This window comes from Microbacterium sp. NPDC056052 (assembly GCF_042266785.1).
GTDB lineage: Bacteria > Actinomycetota > Actinomycetes > Actinomycetales > Microbacteriaceae > Microbacterium.
In genome coordinates this window covers 168,540-190,100 of record NZ_JBHJWV010000005.1, presented here as the reverse complement: position 1 = coordinate 190,100, position 21,561 = coordinate 168,540, and the positions used below count along the sequence as shown (strand labels likewise).

Sequence of the window (21,561 nt, the reverse complement as noted above, 5' to 3'; positions counted from 1 at the left end):
GCGAGCGGACTCGGGCGGGGTTCCGAACGATGAGGCTCAGGCCTTTTCGAGCTCGTCCTCGTCTTCGTCGGCGTACTGATCCGCCCACTTGTCGACGTACTGGTCCTCGTTCTCCGGATGACCAAGCTCGCGCTCCAGCGCCGAGTAGTTCACCGACGGACTGTACGACTTCAGTTCGCGGGCAATCTTGGTGTGCTTTGCCTTCTGACGGCCACGGCCCATGCGCGAGACCCCCTTACTGTAAGCAGCGTGCGAAACGGGCTCGCTGTCTATTTCCGGCACCGGCTCGCGGCCGGTAAGAGTAGCATCCAGGATAGCACGCGGGCCCCCTCACCTCGCCGTGACGGGTCCCCGATACCGCCGCACCGAAGGGAATGACGAGATGAGCGACACCGCCTCCACCCCCGAGGACCAGGAGCTGCAGGATCCGCAGCTGCAGAAGGCCGTGATCGTGGCGCTGCGGCCGGGGCAGCCCCCGCGCGTGCTCGCCGAGGCCATCCGTTATGCGGGCCTGCTCACGGCTGCGCTGGTGGTCGTGCACGTGGACGTCACCCGGTTCGTGACCTTCGAGGATCCGGACGGGATGGTGCATTCCGCGCCCATCGACCTCAACATCGACACCGGCGCGGAGGAGTTCGCGGAACTGCGCCGCGAGGTCGAGGAGGTGCTGGCCGGATCCGGGCTCACCTGGACCGCGCGCCAGCTCGTCGGCGACCCGGCGCTCGCGATCAAGCACCTCGCCGGCGCGCTGGACGCGCAGCTGATCGTGGTCGGCACCCGCAGCCGCGGCCTCGGCGAGTCGATCCGCGAGTTCTTCACCGGATCCGTCGCCGCCCGCCTCTCGCACCGCCAGTCCCGGCCCATCCTCGTCGTCCCGCTCGAGGAGCCGATCGCCGATGACAAGAAGGATCCCTGGGCCGAGTAGACCCGGGCCCTCCCTCAACGACCGCCGGCGGGTCCTGCGGCGGCGAGCGCGGCGGTGACGGCGCGCGCGGCCGTGTCGAGGGTGGCGTCGAGCTCGCTCACGACCTGAGCGGGCAGCAGGCCTCCCTTCGCGACGTGCGTGCGCAGGTCGGCGCGCACCCTGGCGCGGAACTCGTTGATCGAGGCGTCCGCGCGGCGCAGCTCCTCGCGGCTGGCGATCCGCTCGTCGGCGCGCGCCGAGGCCTCCCGATAGGACGAGGACGAGGCGCCCTTCTGCTCCTCGCGGGCGGCGGCGGCCAGATCCGCACGAAGGCTCTTCATGGCCTCCTGCACGCTCTGGCGCACCTCGTTCGCGATGAGGCGCACCGAATCGTTCAGCCCCGCCTCGATGCCCTGCAGGTCGCCCTCGCGGGAGGAGAGCTCGGTGCGGCCGGCCTCGGTGATCGCGTAGATCGTGGTGCGGCCATCGACGGTCTTCGTGACGAGGCCCTCCTCCTCGAGCTTCGCGAGACGGGGGTAGATCGTGCCGGCGCTCGGCGTGTACGTGCCCCCCGTGCGGTCGGTCAGCGCCTGGATGATGCCGTACCCGTGCTGCGGAGATTCGGCCAGGAGCGCGAGCAGGTACAGGCGGAGATCGCCGTGGGAGAAGACTGCGGGGCTCACAGCAGGTCCTCGCCGTCGGAGGTGAACGACACCGGGGCCTCTGCGGCGTCGCGGCGCAGCACCGTGATGTCGCCGGAGACGGTGTTCGCCCGTACGTCCGCGAAGGATCCGGACAGCTCGCCGCGCGATCCCGTGAAGGTCGAGGGCCCGGAGGATCCGCGCGGCACGCCGTCGATCGTGATGCGGCCGCTCAGCGCGCGGGCCACGTAGTTCGCGGGCAGGCTCTCGTCCAGGCGCACGGTCGCGTCGCCCGAGACGCTGTTCAGCGACACGGTGTTGACGGGGCCGGTCGCGTCGATGAGCATCGCGCCGGAGACGCTGTCGACCGTCGCCTTGCGCACCTCGCCGGTCAGCGCGACGCTGCCGGAGACGGTGTTCGCGGTGGCGGATCCGGACAGGCCGCGCACCTGCACGTCGCCCGAGACGGTGTTCACGTTGAGGTCGCCCGTGTGGGTGTCGACGATGAGGTCGCCGGAGACCGTGTTCAGGCGGGCGTCCTCGGTGAGTCCGGAGACGAGGGCTCCCGCGCTCACCACGCCCAGGTTGAGGGCGATGTCGCGCGGGACGGCGACGCTGATCTCGGCCTTGGGGCCGCCGGCGCCGAAGTTGCGGAACACCTCGAGGAAGTTGTCCCAGCCGATCTGCGGGTGATCGATCTCGATCTGAGTGCCGTCGGATTCGATCCGCAGGTCCTTGATGGTGACGTTGTGCACCTCGATCCTGATGCCCGGTTCGTCGTGGGCGATGACGTCGACCTGCCCGCCGACGAGCCCGATCTTGAGCTTCGACGCGCGCTCGATGTCGATCACGCGCTCCTGCCCGGGGGCGATGAGCCACTTCTCGGTCATGTCTGTTCTCCTGGTCCAGTGATCCCGACCGTCAGATCGAGATATATCGTGTCCGATCACTGTAACACGATATATCTCGAGTGTGTCAAGAGGCGTCGACGAGAAACCACATCCTGCATGAGACACCACCACAGACGTGGTGTCTCATGCAGGATGTGGTTTCTCAGGGGCCGGCGTGCGCGTCGGACTCCGGGCTCAGGAATAGACGGGGCTGAAGGTGTGCGTGTTGTTCGCCGGGATCGCGTCCGTGTAACCCGAAGGGGGCAGCAGCGATACCGTGATCGGCTGCACATCGGTGTACCACGGCGGAGTGGGTGCACCTCCCGCGTCGAAGCCGATGGTGATCACGATCGAGCCGCCGGATGCCGGGATCGGGTCGGGAACGGTGAACATCGCCGTCGTGACGTTGCCGGTGGTCGAAGTGCTCGCCAGGGCCAGGCTCACGGGCCCGCTGCTCGCGTTGGACGTCGCGAAGACGCGTGAGTCGAAGCTGATCGCGATAGTCGCCCCGGCGGGGGTCGCAACGGCGCCGGAGGTGGACGCGGAGTAACGCGAGGTCCAGCTGAGCTGATAGCTGCTCTGACCGTCCGGACTCGTGCCCGTGATGCCTTCGCCCACCGGCTGCGGCGTCAGCACGAGGTCGGTGGCCGTGCTCGCCGCAGCGAGCGGCATGGCGGCGGCGGCGGCCACCACCGGGATCGACCACGCGGTGGTCTTCAGGACGGTGCGTCGCGGGAATCTGCGCGCGGCGATCGTGGTCTCGTCGGTCATGGGGTTCCCTCCGGTGGAACGTGCGTGTCGCAAGCCTATGCGTCAGCTGAGTGGCACGCGAAACCGCCGGCCGGTGAGAGCCGCGTCCTCAGGCCGTGGGCGGGGTGTGCCAGATCCGGTCGATGTAGTCGCGGATCGAGCGGTCGGAGGAGAAGAAGCCGCAGCGGGCGACGTTGAGGATCGCTGCGCGGACCCACCCGTCCTGGTCGGCATAGGCCGCGTCCACGCGCTGCTGCGCCGCCATGTAGGCGGAGTAGTCGGCGAGCACCATGAACCGGTCCTCGTAGAGCAGATTCGAGACCACGGGCTCGAACACAGAGCGGTCGCCGCCGGAGAAGGCCCCGGACGCGATGAGGTCGATCGCACGGCGGAGGCCCGCATCCTCCTGGTAGAACGCGGCAGGGTGGTAGCCGGCGTGGGCGAGCTCGGAGACCTCGGGCTCGGTCATCCCGAACAGGAAGAAGTTGTCGTCGCCGACGAGCTCGCGGATCTCGACGTTCGCGCCATCGTCCGTGCCGATCGTGAGCGCGCCGTTGAGGGCGAACTTCATGTTGCCGGTGCCCGACGCCTCTTTGCCGGCCAGTGAGATCTGCTCACTGAGGTCCGCCGCGGGGATCACGCTCTCCGCGAGCGTCACGTTGTAGTTCGGCGGGAACAGCACCTGCAGGCGCCCGTCGAGGCGCGGATCCGTGTTGACGACGGATCCGACCGCGTTGATGAGATGGATGATCCGCTTCGCCATCGCGTATCCGGGGGCCGCCTTCGCGCCGAAGAGCACGGTGCGCGGCTGCAGGTCCGCGAGCGGGATGCGGCCCGACACGACGCCCTCGTACTCGCTCACCACGTGCAGCACCTTGAGCAGCTGCCTCTTGTACTCGTGCAGGCGCTTGACCATCACGTCCACGAGGTGGCCGTCGCCGACCCGCATCCCGTCGCGTGCCTGCAGCACGTCGTTCAGACGGCGCTTGTTGCCGGCCTTGACCGCGGCGAACGACGCGCGGAACGCGGCGTCCTCGGCGAACGGCTCGAGCTCGCGCAGCCGCTCCAGATCGGTGACCCAGCCCTCGCCGATCGCGTCGGTGATGAGGGTGGACAAGCCGGGATTCGCGAGCCGCAGGAAACGGCGCGGGGTGACGCCATTGGTCACATTGGTGAACTTCTCCGGGAAGAACTCCGCGAACGCGGGCAGCACCTTGTCGCGCAGCAGCTGCGAGTGCAGCTCGGCCACGCCGTTGACCCTGCTGCCGGCGACGGTCGCGAGGTACGCCATCCGCACGGCGCGCACCGGGAACTCGGCGATGATCGACATGTCGCGGATCCGCATCTCGTCGTCCCCGAATCGCGCGCGCACCGCGGCGAGGAACTCCTCGTTGATCCGGTAGACGATCTCCAGATGCCGCGGCAGCAGGCGGCCGAGCAGCTCGACCGGCCACACCTCGAGCGCCTCCGGCAGCAGCGTGTGGCAGGTGTACGCGAAGCACTGCTGCGTCACCGTCCAGGCCGCGTCCCAGTCCATGCCGTTCTCATCCACGAGCACGCGCATGAGCTCCGGAACGGCGATCACGGGGTGGGTGTCGTTGAGCTGGAAGATCACGCGCTCCGGCAGCCGCGCGAGATCGAAGTCCTCGGGCAGCCGGTCGAGGAAGTCGCGGATCGATGCGGCGACGAAGAAGTACTGCTGCTGCAGCCGCAGCTCCTTGCCCTGCGGCGTGGAGTCCTCCGGGTAGAGCACCTTGGAGATGTTCTCGGCGAAGGTCTGCGCGCGCACGGCCTGCTCGTAGTCGCCGGAGTTGAAGATGCGCAGATCGAAGGCGTCCGTCGCCTTCGCCCGCCACAGCCGCAGCGTGTTCACACGGTCGTTCCTGAACCCCGGCACGAGGTAGTCGTAGGGCACGGCGCTGACGTTCCACCCCGGGATCCATCGCGACCGCACGGTTCCGGCGTCGTCGAAGGTCTCGGTGCGGCCGCCGAAAGACACGGTCTGCGCCGCCTCGGGACGGGGCTGCTCCCACGGGGCGCCGAGCGTGAGCCACGCGTCGGGCTGCTCGACCTGCTGGCCGTCCTCGAACGTCTGGCGGAAGATGCCGTACTCGTACCGGATCCCGTAGCCGATGCTCGGCACCCCGAGCGTGGCGAGCGAGTCGATGAAGCACGCGGCGAGGCGTCCGAGACCGCCGTTGCCGAGGCCCGGTTCGATCTCGTGCCGGCGCAGTTCGTCCAGATCGATCCCGCAGGCGGCCATAGCGTCCGCCGCGACCCCGGCGAGGTCGCCCGCGAGCAGGTCGTTGTCGAGCTGGTTGCCGAGCAGGTACTCCGCGGACAGGTAGCAGACGGCCTTGGCCTGCACCTCGGCCTGGCGGTGCTGATCGGCCAGGGCATGCAGCATCAGGTAGTCGCGCACCGTGCGGGCGAGGGCGAGATAGCGGTCGTTCGTGCTGGCGTCGGCGAGCGTCACCCCGCCGTCGAAGTTCAGGTTGCGCAGGAACTGCGCGGCGAAGCCGTCCGCGGTCGGCGGAAGCTCGAGCGCGGGAACGGGCGGGTGCGGGGCGGTGGCACCGGAGGAGGTCACGCGACGAACGTACCGCAGGGATCCGTCGCATCCTCCCGATCCGCTTGACCTTGACGCAACGTCAACTTCTACGGTGGTCATGTGGACGACGGAAGGAGGATCCTATGACGCATCGGGACTGGTCGATCCAGGAGATCGCACGGCTGACCGGCACCACGAGCCGCACCCTGCGGCACTACGACGACATCGGTCTGCTGCCGCCGACGCGGGTCGCCTCGAACGGTTACCGGCACTACGACCAGGGCGCGCTCCTGCGCCTGCAGCGCATCCTGCTGCTGCGCGAGCTGGGGCTGGGTCTGCCGGCGATCGCCGAGGTGGTCGGAGCACCGGGAGCCGGCCGATCACCTGCTTCTGGCGCCGGGAGGCCAGGAGCAGCCGCAGGGCCGGCGTCGGACTGGAAGGCGGGCGCCGAGATCGAGGCGGCGGCCCTCGAGAAGCACCTCGCGCTGCTGCGCGCGGAGCAGACCAGGCTGGCGCGGCAGATCGCGTCGGTCGAGAACACCATCACCGCACTCAGAGAAGGAGGAGCACTCATGCCTGACGACATGTTCGACGGCTTCGATCACACCCGGTACAAGGACGAGGTCGAGACCCGCTGGGGCGCCAAGGCCTACGCCGACAGCGACCGCTGGTGGCGCGGGCTCGGCACCGAGGGGCAGGACGCGTGGAAGGCGCTCGTCGCCGACCTCAACCGGAGCTGGATCGCGCTCGCCGAAGCGGGAGCGGATCCGGCATCGCCCGAGGCGCAGGACGTGGCGCGCCGTCACGTCGACTGGCTCACGGGCATCCCCGGCACTCCGGCCTACGGCGCGGCCGGCGACCGCAAGGCGTACGTCATCGGCCTCGGCGAGATGTACGTGGCTGATCCGCGCTTCGGCGCGAACTACGCCACCGACGCGGACCGGGCCGCGGCTGCGGCGTCGGGAGCGGCCGGCACCGCAGGCGCCGCGTTCGTCCGCGACGCCCTGCGGATCTACGCGGAGGACAACCTCTGATCCCTGTCCCGGCGCCGTCGCGCGGCGCCGGGATAGGCTGGCACCACGATGGGCATCTCGCGGCGAACCCTGCTCGTCGGCGTCGGCGCCGGAGCCGGTGCCGTCGCGGTGCTGCTCGCGGCCTGCACGCCGGAGCCGCAGCCGACGAAGACGCCGACGTCCGCCCCGCCCTCGCCGACGCCGACGGTTCCGCCGGGCGCAGCTCCGGAACCGACCGCCTGGATGCGCAGCACCTGGTCGACGGATGCATACTCCCGCGGTGCGATGAGCTATCTGCCCGCCGGGACGACGCCCCAGCTGCGCAAGGACCTCGCCGCGCCGATCGGCGGACGCGTGTTCCTCGCCGGAGAGGCCACGGATCCGGATCGCCCCGGAACGGTCCCCGGCGCGATCGACTCCGGCCAGCGCGCCGCCGCCCAGCTCATCGCGGCCTCGACCAGCGGCGAGCGCATCGCCGTGGTCGGCGCGGGCGCCGCCGGGGCCGCCGCCGCTCGCGCTCTCACCGACGCGGGGCGCACGGTGACCGTGCTCGAGGCGCGCGAGCGCACCGGCGGCCGGATCCGCTCGGTCGCCGACAAGGCCTGGCCGATCCCGGTGCAGCTCGGCGCGTGGCTCTCGGCGGGCGACGGCGCGGGAACCCTGGGGGGCGAGCTCGCCGCGCAGGGGGTCCACCGGGTCACGTTCGATCGTCCGACCGGCTGGTCGAAGGACGGCGCCGCCCCCGAGATCGATGCGGGACCGCTGCGGAACGCCGTCGACAAGGCGGCGAACGCGCCCTCCGACGTGCCGGTCGACGCCGCGCTCGCCGCCGCCGGAGCAGATCCCGCCGATCCCGCGCTCGCCGCCGCCCTCGCCTGGGTGCAGGCGACCACGGGCGCAGACGCCGGGAAGGCATCGAGCTGGTTCCCGCCGGCATTCGTCCCTGACGCGCTCGTCGGCGCGGACGGCGATGTCGGCGTGCTCGTGAATTCGCCGCTCGACGGCATCAAGGTCACGCTCGCCTCGCCCGTGACGCGCATCGCGTACGACGACTCAGGGGTGAGCCTGCGCCTGGGCACGGGCGAGTCGCTGTCCTTCGACCGCGTCGTCGTGACCGCTCCGCTCGGCGTGCTGCAGCATCAGGCGATCGAGTTCGCGCCCCCGCTGCCGTTCGGCCACCGGGGCGCGATCGCCGCGCTCGCCTCGGGGTACGTCGAGACCGTGTGGGCGCAGTTCGACGAGGCGTTCTGGAAGGTCGACGCCGACCTCTGGCACGTCGTCGGCGGCGACGGCCCCATCCGCACCTGGCTGAACCTGCAGCCCGTGACCGGCAGGCCCGTGCTCGTCGGCCTGGTCGGAGGGCCCGAGGCCGAGGCCTTCGCGAAGCTCGGGGACGGCGACGCGGAGGCGGCCGTGCGCGAGTCCCTCCGGTTCTTCGTCTCGGCGACGCCCACGCCCTGAGCTCAGGTCGGATCCGGCTCGTCCCCGTCCGCCTCGCCGTCCGCCTCCGGCGAGCGGCGGAGATCCGTCCTTGCCATAGTGTGCAGTCGGCTGAGCGCGACCAGGCCGCTGGCGACGAGCGCGAAGATCGCCAGCGCGATCGCGCACGTCACGATCATCTCGGGCGTCCCCGAGACCTGTCGCGGATCCAGGAAGTAGTACGGATACCAGCCGACCACGCCGCCCCGCCAGATCGTGAAGATGCCCCAGGCGGCCGGGTACAGCAGGACGTACGGCACGATCCGCCAGGATGCGGCACGCCGGCCGGGGCCGAAGACCCAGGCGACGATGGTCCAGGCGGGAAGCGCGAAGTGCAGCACGACGTCCGACCACGGCACCCAGATCGGGATGCCGTGCAGGCCCGCCTGCCACACGATCAGGGCGAACGCGAGGCCGGCCGTGATGGTCCAGCTGAGCACGACGGCCCTGGCCGTGGTGAGCCAGGCCGGGTCCTCCGGCGTGCGCAGCGCGATGATCCCCGCGATCAGGGCGAGGATCGCGAACACGATGTTCGACTCGATCGTGAGGTAGGCGAGGTAGTTCTGGCCGGCGATGGTCTGCGAGCCGAGGCCCCAGAACAGACGGTCCACGAGGGCGACCGCGCACACGCCCGCGGTGAGCAGACGCGACCAGCCGAAGGCCATCCTCATGGTCACTCGCGCGTCGTCCTCCTCGGCCGGGGCTGTTCGACGGCCCCTCGGGCCGGGTCGCCCGCCACCCGGCCGAGTCTACGGAACCCCGATGTGCCGGGCCCGGATCCCGGGGGATTGCGTGCGTGCGGAGCCGGGTTCGGGGTGCGCCCCGACTCCCTCGGAAGCACCCGGGTCTAGGCTGACGGGCGTGACTTCGCCCGTGCCGCTCCGTCTCGCGCTCGTCGTGGCGGGGGGCGTGATCGGCTCCGCCGCGCGGCTCGGACTGGGACTCGCACTTCCGACTCCGGGCGGGACCGGCCTCGGCGCCGTCCCGTGGGCCACGCTCATCGCCAACGTCGCGGGGGCGTTCCTCATCGGGGTGCTCGCCGCCCGGCTGCCGTCGTCGAGCGGCATCCGGATCCTGCTGGGCACCGGGGTGCTCGGCGGCTTCACCACCTACAGCGCGTTCGCGGTCGGCAGCGTCACGCTGTGGCACGCGCAGCCCTGGCTCGCCGCGGCCTACGCGATCGGCAGCCTCGTGCTCGGCCTCGGAGCCGCGGCGCTCGGGCTCGACCTCGCCCGGCCCCGCTCCTCGCACACGCAGGCGCACGGATGAGCCCGTTGATCCTCCTTTTCGCCGCGCTCGCCGGAGGCGCCGGCGCGGGCCTGCGGTACCTCGTCGACCTCGGTGTCGCCCGGCTGGTCGGCGCTCGGTACCCCTGGGGCGTGCTCGTGATCAACCTCACCGGATCCTTCGCTCTCGGCGTGATCACCGGCGGTTTCCCGGCAGCGGCGTTCATCGTCGGGGCCGGTCTGCTCGGCGGCTACACCACCTTCAGCACGGCCATGCTCGACACGGTCGCGCTGTGGCGGGACGGATCCGCCAGAGCCGCTGCCTTCAACGCCGTGGGCATGCTGATCCTCGGCGTGCTTGCGGCCATGGCCGGGCTCGCGCTCGGCATGGCGCTCACCGGCTGAGCCTGGGTCGCCCGCAACAGGGCGCGACGATCCGCACACGGCGTGACGATCAGCACACGGATCCACGTCACCACGCGTGCGCATCGGCGCATGCTGTGCCGATCGCCGCACCGGGATCCTGTGACGAACGGGATACCCGGGCGATCTAGACTCTGGCCTGTACACCCGATCTTCCGCACCGGGGTATGAAGGGGGACCCGTGTCGAAGCTCGCTGTTCTGAGCCTGCGCAATCGCGCCCTGATCGCGCTCATCACCATCGTGGCCGCGGTGTTCGGCGGCCTCGCGCTCACGAACCTGAAGCAGGAGCTGATCCCCTCGATCGAGTTCCCGCAGCTCGCGATCGTCGCCAGCTACCCCGGCGCCTCGCCCGAGGTCGTCGAGCACGACGTGTCCACCCCGATCGAGACCGCGATCCAGGGCGTACCCGGTCTCGACACCTCCACCGCGACGAGCACCACCAACTCGTCCGTGATCCAGGCGTCCTTCGCGTACGGCACCAACCTCGCAACCGCCGAGCAGAAGATCAACCAGGCGATCGGGCGGATCAAGTCGCAGCTGCCCGACGGCGTGGATCCCCAGGTCATCACCGCCTCGATCGACGACTTCCCCGTGATCCAGCTCGCGGTCACCGGCTTCTCCGACGCGGAGACGGCGCAGCAGCGCCTCACGAACACGATCATCCCGAAGATCGAGCGGCTCAAGGGAGTGAACGCTGCCTCTCTCGTCGGCGGGCAGGGCAAGCGCCTCACCATCACGCCCGACAACACCGCGCTGTTCGCCGCGGGGCTCTCGTCGAGCGCGATCAAGGACGCGCTGCAGCAGAACGGCACCCTGTTTCCCGGCGGATCCATCACCGAGGACGACAACACGCTCACGGTGCAGACCGGCGAGAAGCTCACGAGCGTCGAGCAGGTCCAGGCGATCCCACTGGTCGGCGCGACCGTTCCCGGCACCACGGTCGGATCCGTCGCGAAGGTCGAGATCGACGGGAATCCGGTCACCTCGCTCTCGCGCGTGGACGGGAAGACCGCCCTCACGATCGCGGTGACCAAGCTGCCGTCGGCGAACACGGTGGACGTGTCGAAGGCCGTGACCGCGCTCATCCCGCAGCTCAAGAAGGATCTGCCCGGCGCGACCTTCACGACGGTGTTCGACCAGGCGCCGTTCATCCAGCAGTCGATCGAGTCGCTCGCGCAGGAGGGCCTGCTCGGCCTCGTCTTCGCGGTGATCGTGATCCTGATCTTCCTGCTGTCGGTGCGCTCGACCCTCGTGACGGCGATCTCGATCCCGACCAGCGTGCTCATCACGTTCATCGGGATACAGGCCTTCGGATACTCGCTGAACATCCTCACGCTCGGCGCGCTCACGATCGCGATCGGCCGCGTCGTCGACGACTCGATCGTCGTGATCGAGAACATCAAGCGGCACTACGTGCAGGGCGCCGACAAGAAGACCGCGATCCTCAGCGCCGTACGCGAGGTCGCGATGGCGGTCACCGCATCGACCATCACGACCGTCGCGGTGTTCCTGCCGATCGCGTTCGTCGGCGACATGACCGGGGAGCTCTTCCGCCCGTTCGCGCTCACCGTGACGATCGCGATGACCGCGTCGCTGCTCGTCGCGCTCACGATCGTGCCGGTGCTCGCATACTGGTTCCTGCGCCCGGGCAAGCCTCTGCTCGGCCCGGACGGCCACGCGATCGATCCCGAGCACGAGGACGCTCCGCCGAACCGGCTGCAGAAGGCGTACCTGCCGATCCTGCGCTGGACGCTGCGGCACTCCTGGACCACGCTCGTGCTCGCGGTCGTCGTGCTCATCGGCACGATCGCCGTCGCCCCGCTGATGAAGGTGAACTTCCTCGGATCCAGCGGGCAGAACACCTTCACGATGACGCAGTCGCTGGGCCAGGCGCCCAGCCTCGACGCCGAGGACAAGGCCGCGCAGAAGGTCGAGGAGGCGATCAAGGGCATCTCCGGCATCAAGACCGTGCAGGTCTCGATCGGCTCGAGCGGATCCGCCCTGAGGGACGCCTTCTCCGGCGGTGGATCCGGCATCACCTACTCGATCACGACGGATCCGTCGGCGAATCAGGAGACGGTGCAGGCCGACGTGCGCGCGGCCGTGAAGAAGCTCGACGGCGTCGGCGACATCACGATCGCCGCCTCCGAAGGCTTCGGATCCAGCGACATCCAGGTCAAGATCACCGCGCCGGACGAGAAGACGCTGAACGGTGCGACCGACGCGCTCGTGAAAGAGCTCAAGGGCTCCGCCGGTGTCAACCAGGTCTCCAGCAATCTCTCCGCCTCGCTGCCGTACATCTCCGTGCAGGTCGACCGTGCGGCCGCCGCGCAGCACGGTCTCAGCGAGGTCGCGGTCGGCGGCATCGTCTCGCAGGCGATGCGCCCGCAGCAGATCGGAACCGTGGAGCTCGACGGATCCTCGCTCACCGTCTACCTGCAGAGCGCGAACCCGCCCGCGACCGTCGACGAGCTGAAGGCCCTGACGATCCCGAGCAGGGCAGGGCTCATCCGCCTGGACCAGATCGCGACCGTGCAGCAGAGCGAGAGCCCGGCGTCGGTCACGACCCAGCGCGGGCAGCGCACGTCGACCGTCTCCGTCACACCGAAGGGCAACGACCTCGCGAGCGCCTCGGCCTCGGTGTCGAAGGCGATCGCGAGCGCCAAGCTCCCCTCGGGGGCCGATGCGTCGCTCGGGGGTGTGGTCACGCAGCAGCAGGACGCGTTCGGCCAGCTCGGGCTCGCGATGCTCGCGGCGATCCTCATCGTGTACATCGTGATGGTGGCGACGTTCAAGTCGCTGCGCCAGCCGATCCTGCTGCTGAGCTCGGTGCCGTTCGCGGCGACCGGTGCCATCCTGCTGCAGATCGCGACCGGCGTGCCGCTCGGCGTCGCCTCCCTGATCGGCGTGCTCATGCTCATCGGCATCGTGGTGACCAACGCGATCGTGCTCGTGGACCTGGTGAACCAGTACCGCGAGAAGGGCATGAACACGCACGACGCCACGATCGCCGGTGGATCCCGGCGCCTCCGGCCGATCCTGATGACCGCGCTCGCCACGATCTTCGCGCTCACCCCGATGGCCCTCGGCATCACCGGCCACGGCGGGTTCATCTCGCAGCCGCTCGCGATCGTCGTGATCGGCGGACTGGTGTCGTCGACCGTGCTGACGCTGCTCGTGCTGCCCACGCTCTACAACCTCGTCGAGGGAGCCAGGGAGCGTCGGGCGGCCCGGCGCTCGGCGAAGGCCGGGGACAGTGCGGATGCGGCGCTCGCGGGTGCCGGCTCGGGTGCGGCGGTGGCGCCCGCCGGGGTTGCGGCAACCGAGGCGGTGTCCGCGGACGACGCTCCGACGCCTCCGCATCACCCGACCCGCCGCGAACTGCGCGACAACGGCCGGTCCGCCGAGGAGCAGCCCGATGCCCCCACGGGGTCGTTGAGCGAAGACGCCGCAGGCGACTGAGACGAAACGCGGCGCCCTTGCGGGAGAAGTTCCGGGACGGCGCCGCGTCTCGTCTCGCTGCGCTCGCCCGACGACCCTGGAGGGTCAGCCGAGTTCGTGCTCGTGGATCGTCGTCGTCAGGGTCGTGCCGTTGAGGTCGAGGTAGAGGACCCGCTCGGTGACGGTCATCGTGATGGTGTTGCGACGCTCGAGCAGCGGCACGGCGGACTCGATGAAGCCGGGGTCGAAGCTGTAGACGCGGATATCCTCGGCGCGGTGGATCCGCTTGCCCTCCCATGGCGCCATGACCTTGGCCGGATCGCGATGCGTGTAGACGACGGTGCGATCGGCCAGGCGGCTGCCGTAGTGCAGGCGCTCGGCGTCGGGGGCGCCGACCTCGATCCATCCGGTGGTGCGCCCGGTGAGATCGCGCACGACGACGGCGGGCTCCTCGGTGGAGGAGAGCCCCTCGCTGAAGGTCACGCCCTCGGTGAACTCCAGTCCGTAGGCGAGCAGCCGGGTCAGCATGTACGCGTCGGTCTCAGAGGGGTGCCGCGCCACGCGCAGCGAGTAGTCCTCGTAGACGCCGCGATCAGTGTCCGCCAGCTGCACGTCGAAGGTGTGGATCGTCGCCCCGATAGCCATAGGCGTCTCAGCCTACGGGGTGCGTCCGTGGTCGCCGGCGCCGCGGAGCTGGGCGAGCAGGTGATCGAGGACCGGATCCAGCACGGCGAGCCCGTCGCGCACTCCGCCCCGCGAGCCGGGCAGGTTCATCACGACCGTGCGGCCGGCGACTCCGGCCACACCGCGCGTGAGCAGCGCCATCGGGGTTGCGGCGAGGCCGCGGCGGCGCAGCTCCTCCATGAGCCCGGGGATCTCGCGGTCGAGAAGGGCCGCGGTCGCCTCGGGGGTGCGGTCGTCGGGGGAGAGCCCGGTGCCTCCCGTCGTCAGCAGCAGATCCGGGGCGCCCTTGAGCGCGGCGGCGAGGGCGTCCGCCACGGAGGCGTCGGCGACGACGACCGGATCCCTGACGTCGAACCCGCGCTCGGCGAGCCATGCGCGGATGATCGGCCCCGTCTCGTCGGCGTACACGCCCGCGGAGGCGCGGGTCGACACCACGAGCACGGTCGCGGAACGGGCGAAGGACGGGTCCGCGGTCACTCCGCGGTCCAGTCGCCGCTCTTGCCGCCGGACTTCGCGAGCACCCGGATGTCGCCGATCACGGCGTGCTTGTCGACGGCCTTGATCATGTCGTAGAGCGTGAGCGCCGCGACGCTCGCGGCCGTGAGCGCCTCCATCTCGACGCCGGTGACGCCCTTCGTGACGGCGGTGGCGAGGATTCGCACGCGGTCGCCCTCCGGCACGAGGTCGATCTCGACCCGGCTCAGCGGCAGCGGGTGGCAGAGCGGGATGAGAGTCGAGGTCTGCTTCGCGCCCATGATCCCGGCGATGCGTGCGGTGCCGAGTGCCTCTCCCTTGGGCAGGGATCCGTCGGCGATCTTGGCGACCACCGCGGCGGTGGTCTGCAGCACGGCCTGCGCTTGCGCCTCGCGACGGGTCACGGCCTTGTCGGTCACGTCCACCATGTGCGCGGATCCGTCGGCCCGCAGGTGCGTCAGCTCGCTCATCACGTCTCCTGACTCGTGCTCGTGCTTCTCTTCGGAACTCAGCCGCCGGCGAAGGGCGGCAGGATGTCGACGGTCGTTCCCAGCGGGCGGGCGTCGTCGCGGCTGACCGTGCCGTCGACGAGGAAGGATCCGGATCTCAGCACCTTCGCCATCGGCTCACCGTAGCGCGCGAGCAGCTCCGCGCGCAGTGCTCCGACCGTCGAGACGGCATCCGGACCGTTGAGGGTCAGCTGCTCCTGATCGCGCCCCGCGGCCTCGGCGGCCGCGGCGAAGTACCGCACGGTGATGGTGGACATGTCCTCAATCTAGCCCGTATGACGGAATTCAGCATCCGCATCATGGAAATCAAACGGTCTCGCGAGGCTTTCCCCGCGTACACTCGATCCTATGATCGCGCTCGTCGAGCCGGGGCCGGAACTGTCGCCCGAACACATCGCCCGCTACAGCCGTCAGCTCATGCTGCCCGGCTTCGGCGAGACCGCGCAGCGGCGCCTTCGTGCGGCCCGCGTGCTCGTGATCGGGGCGGGCGGCCTGGGCAGCGCCCTCGTGCCCGCGCTCGCCGGGAGCGGCGTCGGCACGATCGGCGTCATCGACGACGACGTGGTGGAGCTGTCCAATCTGCACCGCCAGCTCAGCCACGGCATGGACGACATCGGACGGTCCAAGGTCGGATCCCTCGTCGACACCGTGCGCGACATCGATCCGGGGATCCTGGTGCGTCCGTATCGCGAGCGCGCGACGGCCGAGACGCTGCCCGGGATCCTGGCCGAATACGACGTCCTCGTCGACGGCAGCGACAACTTCCCCACCCGCTACCTCGCCGACGACGCCGCGCGCCTCGCCGGCAAGCCCCTGGTCTGGGGTTCCATCCTGCGCTTCCAGGGGCAGGTCGGCGTCGCGGTGCCCGAGGTCGGCTTCCGCGATCTCTTCCCCGTGCCGCCGGCCGCGGACGAGGTGCTGTCGTGCGAGCTCGGCGGCGTGCTGGCGAGCCTGTGCACCGCGATCGGATCCTTCATGGCGACCGAGGTCGTCAAGCTCCTCACCGGTATCGGCGAACCGCTCGTCGGCCGGGTGCTGTTCTACGACGCGCTCACGGCGCGCACTCGCGAGATCGGGTACGAGCGTGCCGTCGACGCGCCCGCTGTGACGGAGCTCGTCGACTACGAGCTGTTCTGCGGCACGGCCGCCGTCGAGGACGCCTCCGCGCTGTCGGCCGCCGAGGTGCTGCGTCTGCGGCGCGAGGGCGACGTGCGGCTCCTCGACGTGCGCGAGCCGCACGAGACCCTGCTGCGGGGCATCCCCGGGGCGGCGGCGCTGCCGCTCGGTGCGCTCGAAGGCGGAGCTCCGATCCCCGGGGCGCTCGGCGAGGGCCCGGTCGTCGTGTTCTGCGAGAAGGACCCGCGCTCGCAGCGGGCGGTGCGCGTGCTGCGCGAGCGCGGCATCGACGCGCACTACCTCGCCGGAGGGATCAGGGCCTTCGCCGCCGTCGGCGGCAGGACCGAGGGCGTGGGCGCTGCGGATGCGCCGAGCGAGCGGACGGAGCCGGAATGAGCGAGCGTGCGATCATCAGTGACGAGCCTCTGGACGAGGCGGTCATCCGGGCGGCGGTCGGCGACGCGGCGCACGGTGCGACCGTGATGTTCTGCGGCGTCGTGCGCGACCACGACGGCGGGCAGCGGGTGCGCTCGCTGGACTACCGCGCGCACCCCGATGCGGAGCGCTTCCTCGAGGAGATCGTGGCGCGCGTGACGGCGGAGACGGGGCTGCTCGTCGCGGCCGCGCATCGCGTGGGCGACCTCCGGATCGGCGACGTCGCCCTGTTCGCGGCCGCGTCGGCGGGACACCGCAAGGAGGCGTTCGAGGCGTGCGAGCGCCTGGTCGAGGAGATCAAGCGCGGCGTCCCGATCTGGAAGCGCCAGCACTACGCCGACGGCGTCTCGGAGTGGGTCGGCCTCTGACCGGGCGGCGCCCGGCGGGGTGACCCCGATTCGGGCGCGGCGTCCGGCGTCGGCGCCCCCTCTGGCGACCGACGCCCCCTCGCAGGCGCGCTTCTCAGAGGGGGCGCGGATCCTGAGAGGGGGCGTCGACGATGGGCGAGCGGGACGGGTGAGACATGCCGCAAAGGTGCAGCCCCACTCAGCCGCCGATGTAGCTCATCTCGATGCGGTCGCGGGCGGCGCGCAGCTCGGGAGTGAGACTCGAGCGGATCTCGGAGTAGCGGTCGTCGCGGATGCCCCAGATCCGAGCGAGCGTCGCGGTGAGCTCCGCATCGTCCGCGCCGCCGCGCAGCAGCGCGCGCAGGTCGTGGCCCTCGGTCGCGAACAGGCACGTGAACAGGCGCCCTTCGGTGGAGAGTCGCGCGCGATTGCAGGTGCCGCAGAACGCGTTCGTGACGGACGAGATCACACCGATCTCCCCGGACCTGTCGGCGTAGCGCCAGCGCTTCGCGGTCTCGCCGGTCGCGGCCGGGGAGACGGGCTCGAGCGGGAAGCGCGCGTCGATCGTCTCGACGATCTCCGCCGAGGGGACCACCTCGTCCAGGCTCCAGCCGTTGGTCGCGCCGACGTCCATGTATTCGATGAAGCGGAGCACATGACCCGTGCCGCGGAAGTACTCCGCGAGGCTCAGGATCTCGCCGTCGTTGAGTCCTCGCTTGACGACGGTGTTGAGCTTCACCGGCATGCCGGCGGCCTGTGCCGCGTCGATGCCCTGCAGCACGCGCGCGACGGGGAACTCGACGTCGTTCATGCGGCGGAATAGCTGATCGTCGAGGGAATCGATCGACACCGTGACGCGGTCGACGCCCGCCTCTTTGAGGGCTGCGGCCTTGACGGCGAGAGCGGATCCGTTCGTCGTCAACGCGATCTCGGGCTTGGCGCCGTCGAGGGTGCGGAGAGCGGCGAGCCGTGCGACCAGATCTTCGATCCCGCGACGCAGCAGCGGCTCGCCTCCGGTGAGGCGCAGCTTGCGGACGCCGTTCGCGAGAGCGGCCCGCGCGATCCGCTCGATCTCCTCGAAGGTGAGCAGTTCATGCCGTTCCAGGAATGCATAGTCGCGGCCGAAGACCTCGCGCGGCATGCAATAGACGCACCGGAAGTTGCACCGGTCCGTGACGGAGATCCGGAGGTCGCGCAGAGGACGGTCGCGGGCGTCGAGGACGCCGGTCGAGGGCAGTCGCCGAGCGCTTCGAGGGACGTCGGGGGAGGAGCCGGTGCGCGCCGGAGCGGCATCGGTCTCGAGTGATCGCGGCGAGATCGTCATCGGTCGGCCCCCTTTCGATGGGCAACCGTAGCACCGCTGAGAGGGAGCGGGATCCGCGCAGCGCAACACGGGGCCGCGGGACGCCCTTCGTCTCGCTCCGCGCGCTCAGGGACCGGTGCGGGCTCAACCGGGGCCGCGGGACGCCCTTCGTCTCGCTCCGCTCGCTCAGGGACCGGCTCGAGGCTCAGCGGAGGCCGGCGCGGATCGAGACGTCGCCCTCGTCGATGCGGAACGACAGGCGCTGTCCGGGGTGCAGGCCGAGGCCCACGGCATGCGTCGAGGGGCAGTCCACGGCGACCCCGGGATGCTCCGCGGTGTGCAGGCGGATCCCGCCGGGGACCGGATCGAGCTGTGCGACGCGGCCCGTCCAGCGGTTCGGCGCCGAGGCGGAATCCGGGGTCGCGGAGAGTCCGGGGCTCCCGGAGTCGCCGAGCGGATCCATCCGCACGGAACCCGGGGCGAACACGACGCTGCCGGCCTCGCCGGCCTGCAGCGCATCGCCCTGCCCGCGGAACAGGAGCGCTTCCGCGGCGACGGCGACGGCGCCGTCGCCCGCGCCAACCGCCTCGAGGCGGTTCACGCCGGCGAGTGCGGCCACGAACTCCGAACGCGGATGCCCCAGCACCTCGGCGGTGCTGCCGCCCTGCACGACGGATCCGTCGTGCATCACGAGCGTGCGAGCGGCGAGGATCAGCGCGTCCATCGGATCGTGCGTGACGAGCACGATCGGGATCGCGGGACTCTCGCCCTGCTGCGCGGCGATGAGGCGGCGGGCCTGCGCGGCGGAGGGCACGTCGAGCGCGGCGAACGGCTCGTCCAGCAGCAGCGCATCGGGCTCGGAGGCGAGAGCGCGCGCGATCGCGGCGCGCTGCTGCTGCCCGCCGGAGAGCTCGGCGGGACGGCGCGCGGCGAGGCCGCCGAGCCCCACCTCCTCCAGTCGCCGCTCGGCGCGACGCCTGGCCTCGGCGCGCGGAACGCCCTGTGCGCGCGGCCCGAACGCCACGTTCTCGCGCACGGACAGGTGCGGGAACAGCAGCGGGCGCTGACCGAGCAGCGCGATGCGGCGCCGCGCCGACGGCACGTGGATCCCGCGCAGCGCGCCGGGGCCGGCGGGGGCATCGAGCACACGCTCGCCGACCGCAACGGATCCGGCGGCGGGGATGAGGCCCGCGATCGCGTTCAGCAGCGTCGACTTGCCGGATCCATTCGGTCCGATCACCGCGAGGATCTCGCCCGGCTGCGCCTCGAACGCGGCAGACATCGCGAATCCGCCGCGCTGAGCGCTCAGATCGACTCTCATCGCACGGCCCCCGCCCGCCAGCCGCGCACCAGCACGAGCACCGCGAGGGCGACGAGGATCAGCAGGAGCGACAGGGCGATCGCCGTGTCCTCCTCGACGCCGGCGCCGTTGAAGGCCGTGTAGATCGCGAGCGGCATCGTGCGGGTGACCCCGGCGGCGTTGCCCGCGAACAGCGCAGTCGCGCCGAACTCGCCGAGCGCCCGTGCGAAGCACAGCACGGTGCCCGCGATGAGCCCAGGAGCGGCGAGCGGCAGCGTCACCCTGCGGAAGACGGTGAACCTGCTCGCGCCGAGACCCGCCGCGACCCGCTCGTGCTCGGTGCCGATCGCCCGCAGCGCGCCCTCGATCGAGATCACCAGGAACGGCAGTGCGACGAACGCCTGCGCGATGACCACGGCCGCGGTCGTGAACGGGATCCTGATGCCCGCGACGGCCAGTGCTCCGCCGAGCAGGCCGTTGCGCCCGAGCAGGGCGAGCAGCGCGATGCCCCCGACGAGAGGGGGCAGCACGAGCGGCAGGGTGGTCAGCGTGCGCAGGACCGAGGCCAGCCAGCCGGGACTGCGCGCCATCGCGACCGCGAGCGGCACCCCGAGGATCGTGCAGATCACGGTCGCGATCGCGGCGGTGCTCAGGGAGAGCCCGAGCGCCTGCAGCGCTGCGGGAGACGTGATCGCCGCCGGAACCGTCGCCCAGTCCAGCCGCACCAGCAGCGCGACGAAGGGCAGCACCAGCAGCAGCACCGCGAGGATCGCCGGGATCAGCAGCCAGGCCGGCAGCCCCTCCCCGCGCGGCGTTCTCCGGTCCGCGGTGCTCATGCGCCGCCGAACCCCAGATCCTCGAGGATCTTCTGGCCCTTGTCCGACAGCACGAAGGTCTGGAACGCGGCGGCGGCCTCGGCGTTCTTCGAGGCTTTGAGCACCGCGATCGGATACGTGTTGGTCGCCTTGTCGGCGCCCGCGATCGCGATCCCGGTCACGGCGGATCCCGCGGCCTTGACGTCGGTCGCGTACACCAGCCCGGCGTCGGCCTCTCCGGCCTTGACCTTGGCGAGCACCGCCGTCACGTTCTGCTCCTCGCTGGCCGGCGTCGCGGTCACGCCCGCCGCATCGAGCAGGGTCTTCGCGGCATTGCCGCACGGCACGGCGGGGGCGCACAGCACGACCTTCAGCCCCGGATCCGCGAGCGAGGCGAGATCCTTGACCTCGAGCGGGTTCCCGGGGGCGACCGCGATCTGCAGGACGTTCGTCGTGAATACGGGGGCGTCGCCGGCGAGGCCTGCCTGAGTCACCTTGTCCATGTTCTTCTGGTCGGCCGAGGCGAACACGTCGACCGGCGCGCCCTCGATGATCTGCGTCGCGAGGGTCGAGGATCCGTCGTACGTGATCGGGTTGACGTGGACCTTCGGGTTCTCCGCTTCGAACGCCGTGGTGATCCGGTCGAACGCCTGGCTCAGCGACGCCGCGGCGAACACGGTGAGCTCGCCGCTCACGGTCGAGGCCGCGGCGGTGCTCGCGGGCGTCGGCGTCGCGGCCGGTGCCGAGCCGGAGCACGCGGTCAGGGCGAGTGCTGCGGCGAGAGCCGTCGCGGCGATCGCAGACAGACGGGTGGATCGGGTCATCGGGACTCGGTCTTTTCGGTCTCGATGATCATCATGGTGGCCTTGGTGACGGCGACGGCCTTGCTCCCGACCTCGAGACCGAGTTCGGCGGCGGCCTCGGCGCTCATGAGCGACACGATGCGGTGCGGGCCGCTCTGCAGCTCGATCTGCGCCATCAGTCCCTCGACGCGCACGGCCGTGACGAGGCCCACGAAGCGATTGCGTGCGCTGCGCAGCAGGTTGTCGCCCGGATCCGGTTCGTTCGCAAGCGCCTGGGCTCGTTCGGCGAGCTCGGCGCCGGGCACGACCTGGTGGCCCGTCGCATCGGTGGACAGGGTCAGGATGCCGTCCGCGGCCCAGCGGCGCACGGTGTCATCGCTGACCCCCAGAAGGCTGGCAGCCTCGCGGATCCGAAAATGCGTCATGGCGATGACCATAGCGCCGCGAATGCGGAGA

General features: G+C 70.8%; 23 protein-coding genes. 8 read left to right on the top strand and 15 right to left on the bottom strand.

The window, feature by feature from the left end:
• Positions 1–36: 36 nt before the first annotated feature.
• Positions 37–222: a DUF3073 domain-containing protein gene (locus ACFC1J_RS11590; RefSeq protein WP_045271809.1), complete on the bottom strand. Its 186-nt coding sequence runs from the start codon at positions 220–222 to the stop codon at positions 37–39.
• A gap of 160 nt (positions 223–382) precedes the next feature.
• On the opposite strand from ACFC1J_RS11590, the gene ACFC1J_RS11585 reads away from it, so the two are divergent.
• Complete coding sequence (locus ACFC1J_RS11585) at positions 383–925, top strand: universal stress protein (protein WP_375905780.1); 543 nt, start codon at positions 383–385, stop codon at positions 923–925.
• Between the two features lie 14 nt (positions 926–939).
• On the opposite strand, the gene ACFC1J_RS11580 is transcribed toward ACFC1J_RS11585, so the two are convergent.
• The 4 genes from ACFC1J_RS11580 to ACFC1J_RS11565 form a co-directional block, all read right to left on the bottom strand.
• Entirely contained in the window at positions 940–1,587 is a 648-nt protein-coding gene (locus ACFC1J_RS11580; RefSeq protein WP_375905777.1) for a PadR family transcriptional regulator, read from the bottom strand.
• The gene (locus ACFC1J_RS11575) at positions 1,584–2,435 is read right to left on the bottom strand and encodes a DUF4097 domain-containing protein (protein ID WP_375905774.1); all 852 of its coding nucleotides are present in this window, start codon (positions 2,433–2,435) and stop codon (positions 1,584–1,586) included. Before ACFC1J_RS11575 ends, ACFC1J_RS11580 begins: the two co-directional genes overlap by 4 nt.
• Positions 2,436–2,630: 195 nt before the next feature.
• Positions 2,631–3,206: a hypothetical protein gene (locus ACFC1J_RS11570; protein WP_375905771.1), complete on the bottom strand. Its 576-nt coding sequence runs from the start codon at positions 3,204–3,206 to the stop codon at positions 2,631–2,633.
• An 88-nt stretch (positions 3,207–3,294) separates the two neighbouring features.
• Positions 3,295–5,775 carry a glycogen/starch/alpha-glucan phosphorylase gene (locus ACFC1J_RS11565; RefSeq protein ID WP_375905768.1) on the bottom strand — a complete coding sequence of 827 codons (2,481 nt, stop codon included), beginning with the start codon at positions 5,773–5,775 and terminating at the stop codon, positions 3,295–3,297.
• A gap of 104 nt (positions 5,776–5,879) precedes the next feature.
• On the opposite strand from ACFC1J_RS11565, the gene ACFC1J_RS11560 reads away from it, so the two are divergent.
• Together ACFC1J_RS11560 and ACFC1J_RS11555 are read left to right on the top strand one after the other, a co-directional pair.
• The gene (locus tag ACFC1J_RS11560; protein WP_375905765.1) at positions 5,880–6,770 is read left to right on the top strand and encodes a TipAS antibiotic-recognition domain-containing protein; all 891 of its coding nucleotides are present in this window, start codon (positions 5,880–5,882) and stop codon (positions 6,768–6,770) included.
• 48 nt (positions 6,771–6,818) lie between these two features.
• Positions 6,819–8,210: an FAD-dependent oxidoreductase gene (locus ACFC1J_RS11555; protein ID WP_375905762.1), complete on the top strand. Its 1,392-nt coding sequence runs from the start codon at positions 6,819–6,821 to the stop codon at positions 8,208–8,210.
• A gap of 2 nt (positions 8,211–8,212) precedes the next feature.
• Here the strand turns inward: ACFC1J_RS11555 and ACFC1J_RS11550 are convergent, their stop codons facing one another.
• Positions 8,213–8,899 carry a Pr6Pr family membrane protein gene (locus ACFC1J_RS11550; protein WP_375906203.1) on the bottom strand — a complete coding sequence of 229 codons (687 nt, stop codon included), beginning with the start codon at positions 8,897–8,899 and terminating at the stop codon, positions 8,213–8,215.
• A 190-nt stretch (positions 8,900–9,089) separates the two neighbouring features.
• On the opposite strand from ACFC1J_RS11550, the gene ACFC1J_RS11545 reads away from it, so the two are divergent.
• The 3 genes from ACFC1J_RS11545 (at position 9,090) to ACFC1J_RS11535 (ending at position 13,340) form a co-directional block, all read left to right on the top strand.
• Positions 9,090–9,497 (top strand): fluoride efflux transporter FluC, encoded by a 408-nt coding sequence (locus ACFC1J_RS11545; protein WP_375905759.1) that lies wholly within the window; start codon positions 9,090–9,092, stop codon positions 9,495–9,497.
• Entirely contained in the window at positions 9,494–9,859 is a 366-nt protein-coding gene (locus ACFC1J_RS11540) for a fluoride efflux transporter FluC (protein ID WP_375905756.1), read from the top strand. Before ACFC1J_RS11545 ends, ACFC1J_RS11540 begins: the two co-directional genes overlap by 4 nt.
• A gap of 199 nt (positions 9,860–10,058) precedes the next feature.
• Positions 10,059–13,340, top strand: a complete 3,282-nt coding sequence (locus tag ACFC1J_RS11535; RefSeq protein WP_375905753.1) for an efflux RND transporter permease subunit — start codon at positions 10,059–10,061, stop codon at positions 13,338–13,340.
• Positions 13,341–13,424: 84 nt separating this feature from the next.
• Here ACFC1J_RS11535 and ACFC1J_RS11530 read toward each other — a convergent pair whose 3' ends face one another.
• The 4 genes from ACFC1J_RS11530 to ACFC1J_RS11515 are packed head-to-tail and all read right to left on the bottom strand — an operon-like array spanning position 13,425 to position 15,243.
• A complete protein-coding gene (locus ACFC1J_RS11530) occupies positions 13,425–13,964 on the bottom strand; it encodes a YaeQ family protein (protein WP_375905750.1) in 540 nt (179 codons plus the stop codon).
• Between the two features lie 12 nt (positions 13,965–13,976).
• Complete coding sequence (locus tag ACFC1J_RS11525) at positions 13,977–14,480, bottom strand: molybdenum cofactor biosynthesis protein B (RefSeq protein ID WP_375905747.1); 504 nt, start codon at positions 14,478–14,480, stop codon at positions 13,977–13,979.
• Complete coding sequence (moaC, locus tag ACFC1J_RS11520) at positions 14,477–14,947, bottom strand: cyclic pyranopterin monophosphate synthase MoaC (protein WP_375905744.1); 471 nt, start codon at positions 14,945–14,947, stop codon at positions 14,477–14,479. The genes ACFC1J_RS11525 and moaC overlap by 4 nt, the downstream gene beginning before the upstream one ends.
• Before the next feature lie 38 nt (positions 14,948–14,985).
• A complete protein-coding gene (locus tag ACFC1J_RS11515) occupies positions 14,986–15,243 on the bottom strand; it encodes a MoaD/ThiS family protein (RefSeq protein WP_375905742.1) in 258 nt (85 codons plus the stop codon).
• 91 nt (positions 15,244–15,334) lie between these two features.
• On the opposite strand from ACFC1J_RS11515, the gene ACFC1J_RS11510 reads away from it, so the two are divergent.
• Both ACFC1J_RS11510 and ACFC1J_RS11505 read left to right on the top strand, forming a co-directional pair.
• Positions 15,335–16,498, top strand: a complete 1,164-nt coding sequence (locus ACFC1J_RS11510) for a ThiF family adenylyltransferase (RefSeq protein ID WP_375905739.1) — start codon at positions 15,335–15,337, stop codon at positions 16,496–16,498.
• Complete coding sequence (locus ACFC1J_RS11505) at positions 16,495–16,905, top strand: molybdenum cofactor biosynthesis protein MoaE (protein WP_375905736.1); 411 nt, start codon at positions 16,495–16,497, stop codon at positions 16,903–16,905. The genes ACFC1J_RS11510 and ACFC1J_RS11505 overlap by 4 nt, the downstream gene beginning before the upstream one ends.
• Positions 16,906–17,083: 178 nt before the next feature.
• Here the strand turns inward: ACFC1J_RS11505 and moaA are convergent, their stop codons facing one another.
• The 5 genes from moaA to ACFC1J_RS11480 form a co-directional block, all read right to left on the bottom strand.
• The gene (moaA, locus tag ACFC1J_RS11500; protein WP_375905733.1) at positions 17,084–18,208 is read right to left on the bottom strand and encodes a GTP 3',8-cyclase MoaA; all 1,125 of its coding nucleotides are present in this window, start codon (positions 18,206–18,208) and stop codon (positions 17,084–17,086) included.
• 184 nt (positions 18,209–18,392) lie between these two features.
• Positions 18,393–19,469: an ABC transporter ATP-binding protein gene (locus tag ACFC1J_RS11495; protein WP_375905730.1), complete on the bottom strand. Its 1,077-nt coding sequence runs from the start codon at positions 19,467–19,469 to the stop codon at positions 18,393–18,395.
• Between the two features lie 35 nt (positions 19,470–19,504).
• A complete protein-coding gene (locus ACFC1J_RS11490; protein ID WP_375905727.1) occupies positions 19,505–20,323 on the bottom strand; it encodes an ABC transporter permease in 819 nt (272 codons plus the stop codon).
• Positions 20,320–21,126 carry a molybdate ABC transporter substrate-binding protein gene (gene modA, locus ACFC1J_RS11485; protein ID WP_375905724.1) on the bottom strand — a complete coding sequence of 269 codons (807 nt, stop codon included), beginning with the start codon at positions 21,124–21,126 and terminating at the stop codon, positions 20,320–20,322. The genes ACFC1J_RS11490 and modA overlap by 4 nt, the downstream gene beginning before the upstream one ends.
• Positions 21,123–21,530: a molybdopterin-binding protein gene (locus ACFC1J_RS11480; RefSeq protein ID WP_375905721.1), complete on the bottom strand. Its 408-nt coding sequence runs from the start codon at positions 21,528–21,530 to the stop codon at positions 21,123–21,125. Before ACFC1J_RS11480 ends, modA begins: the two co-directional genes overlap by 4 nt.
• Positions 21,531–21,561: the final 31 nt, after the last annotated feature.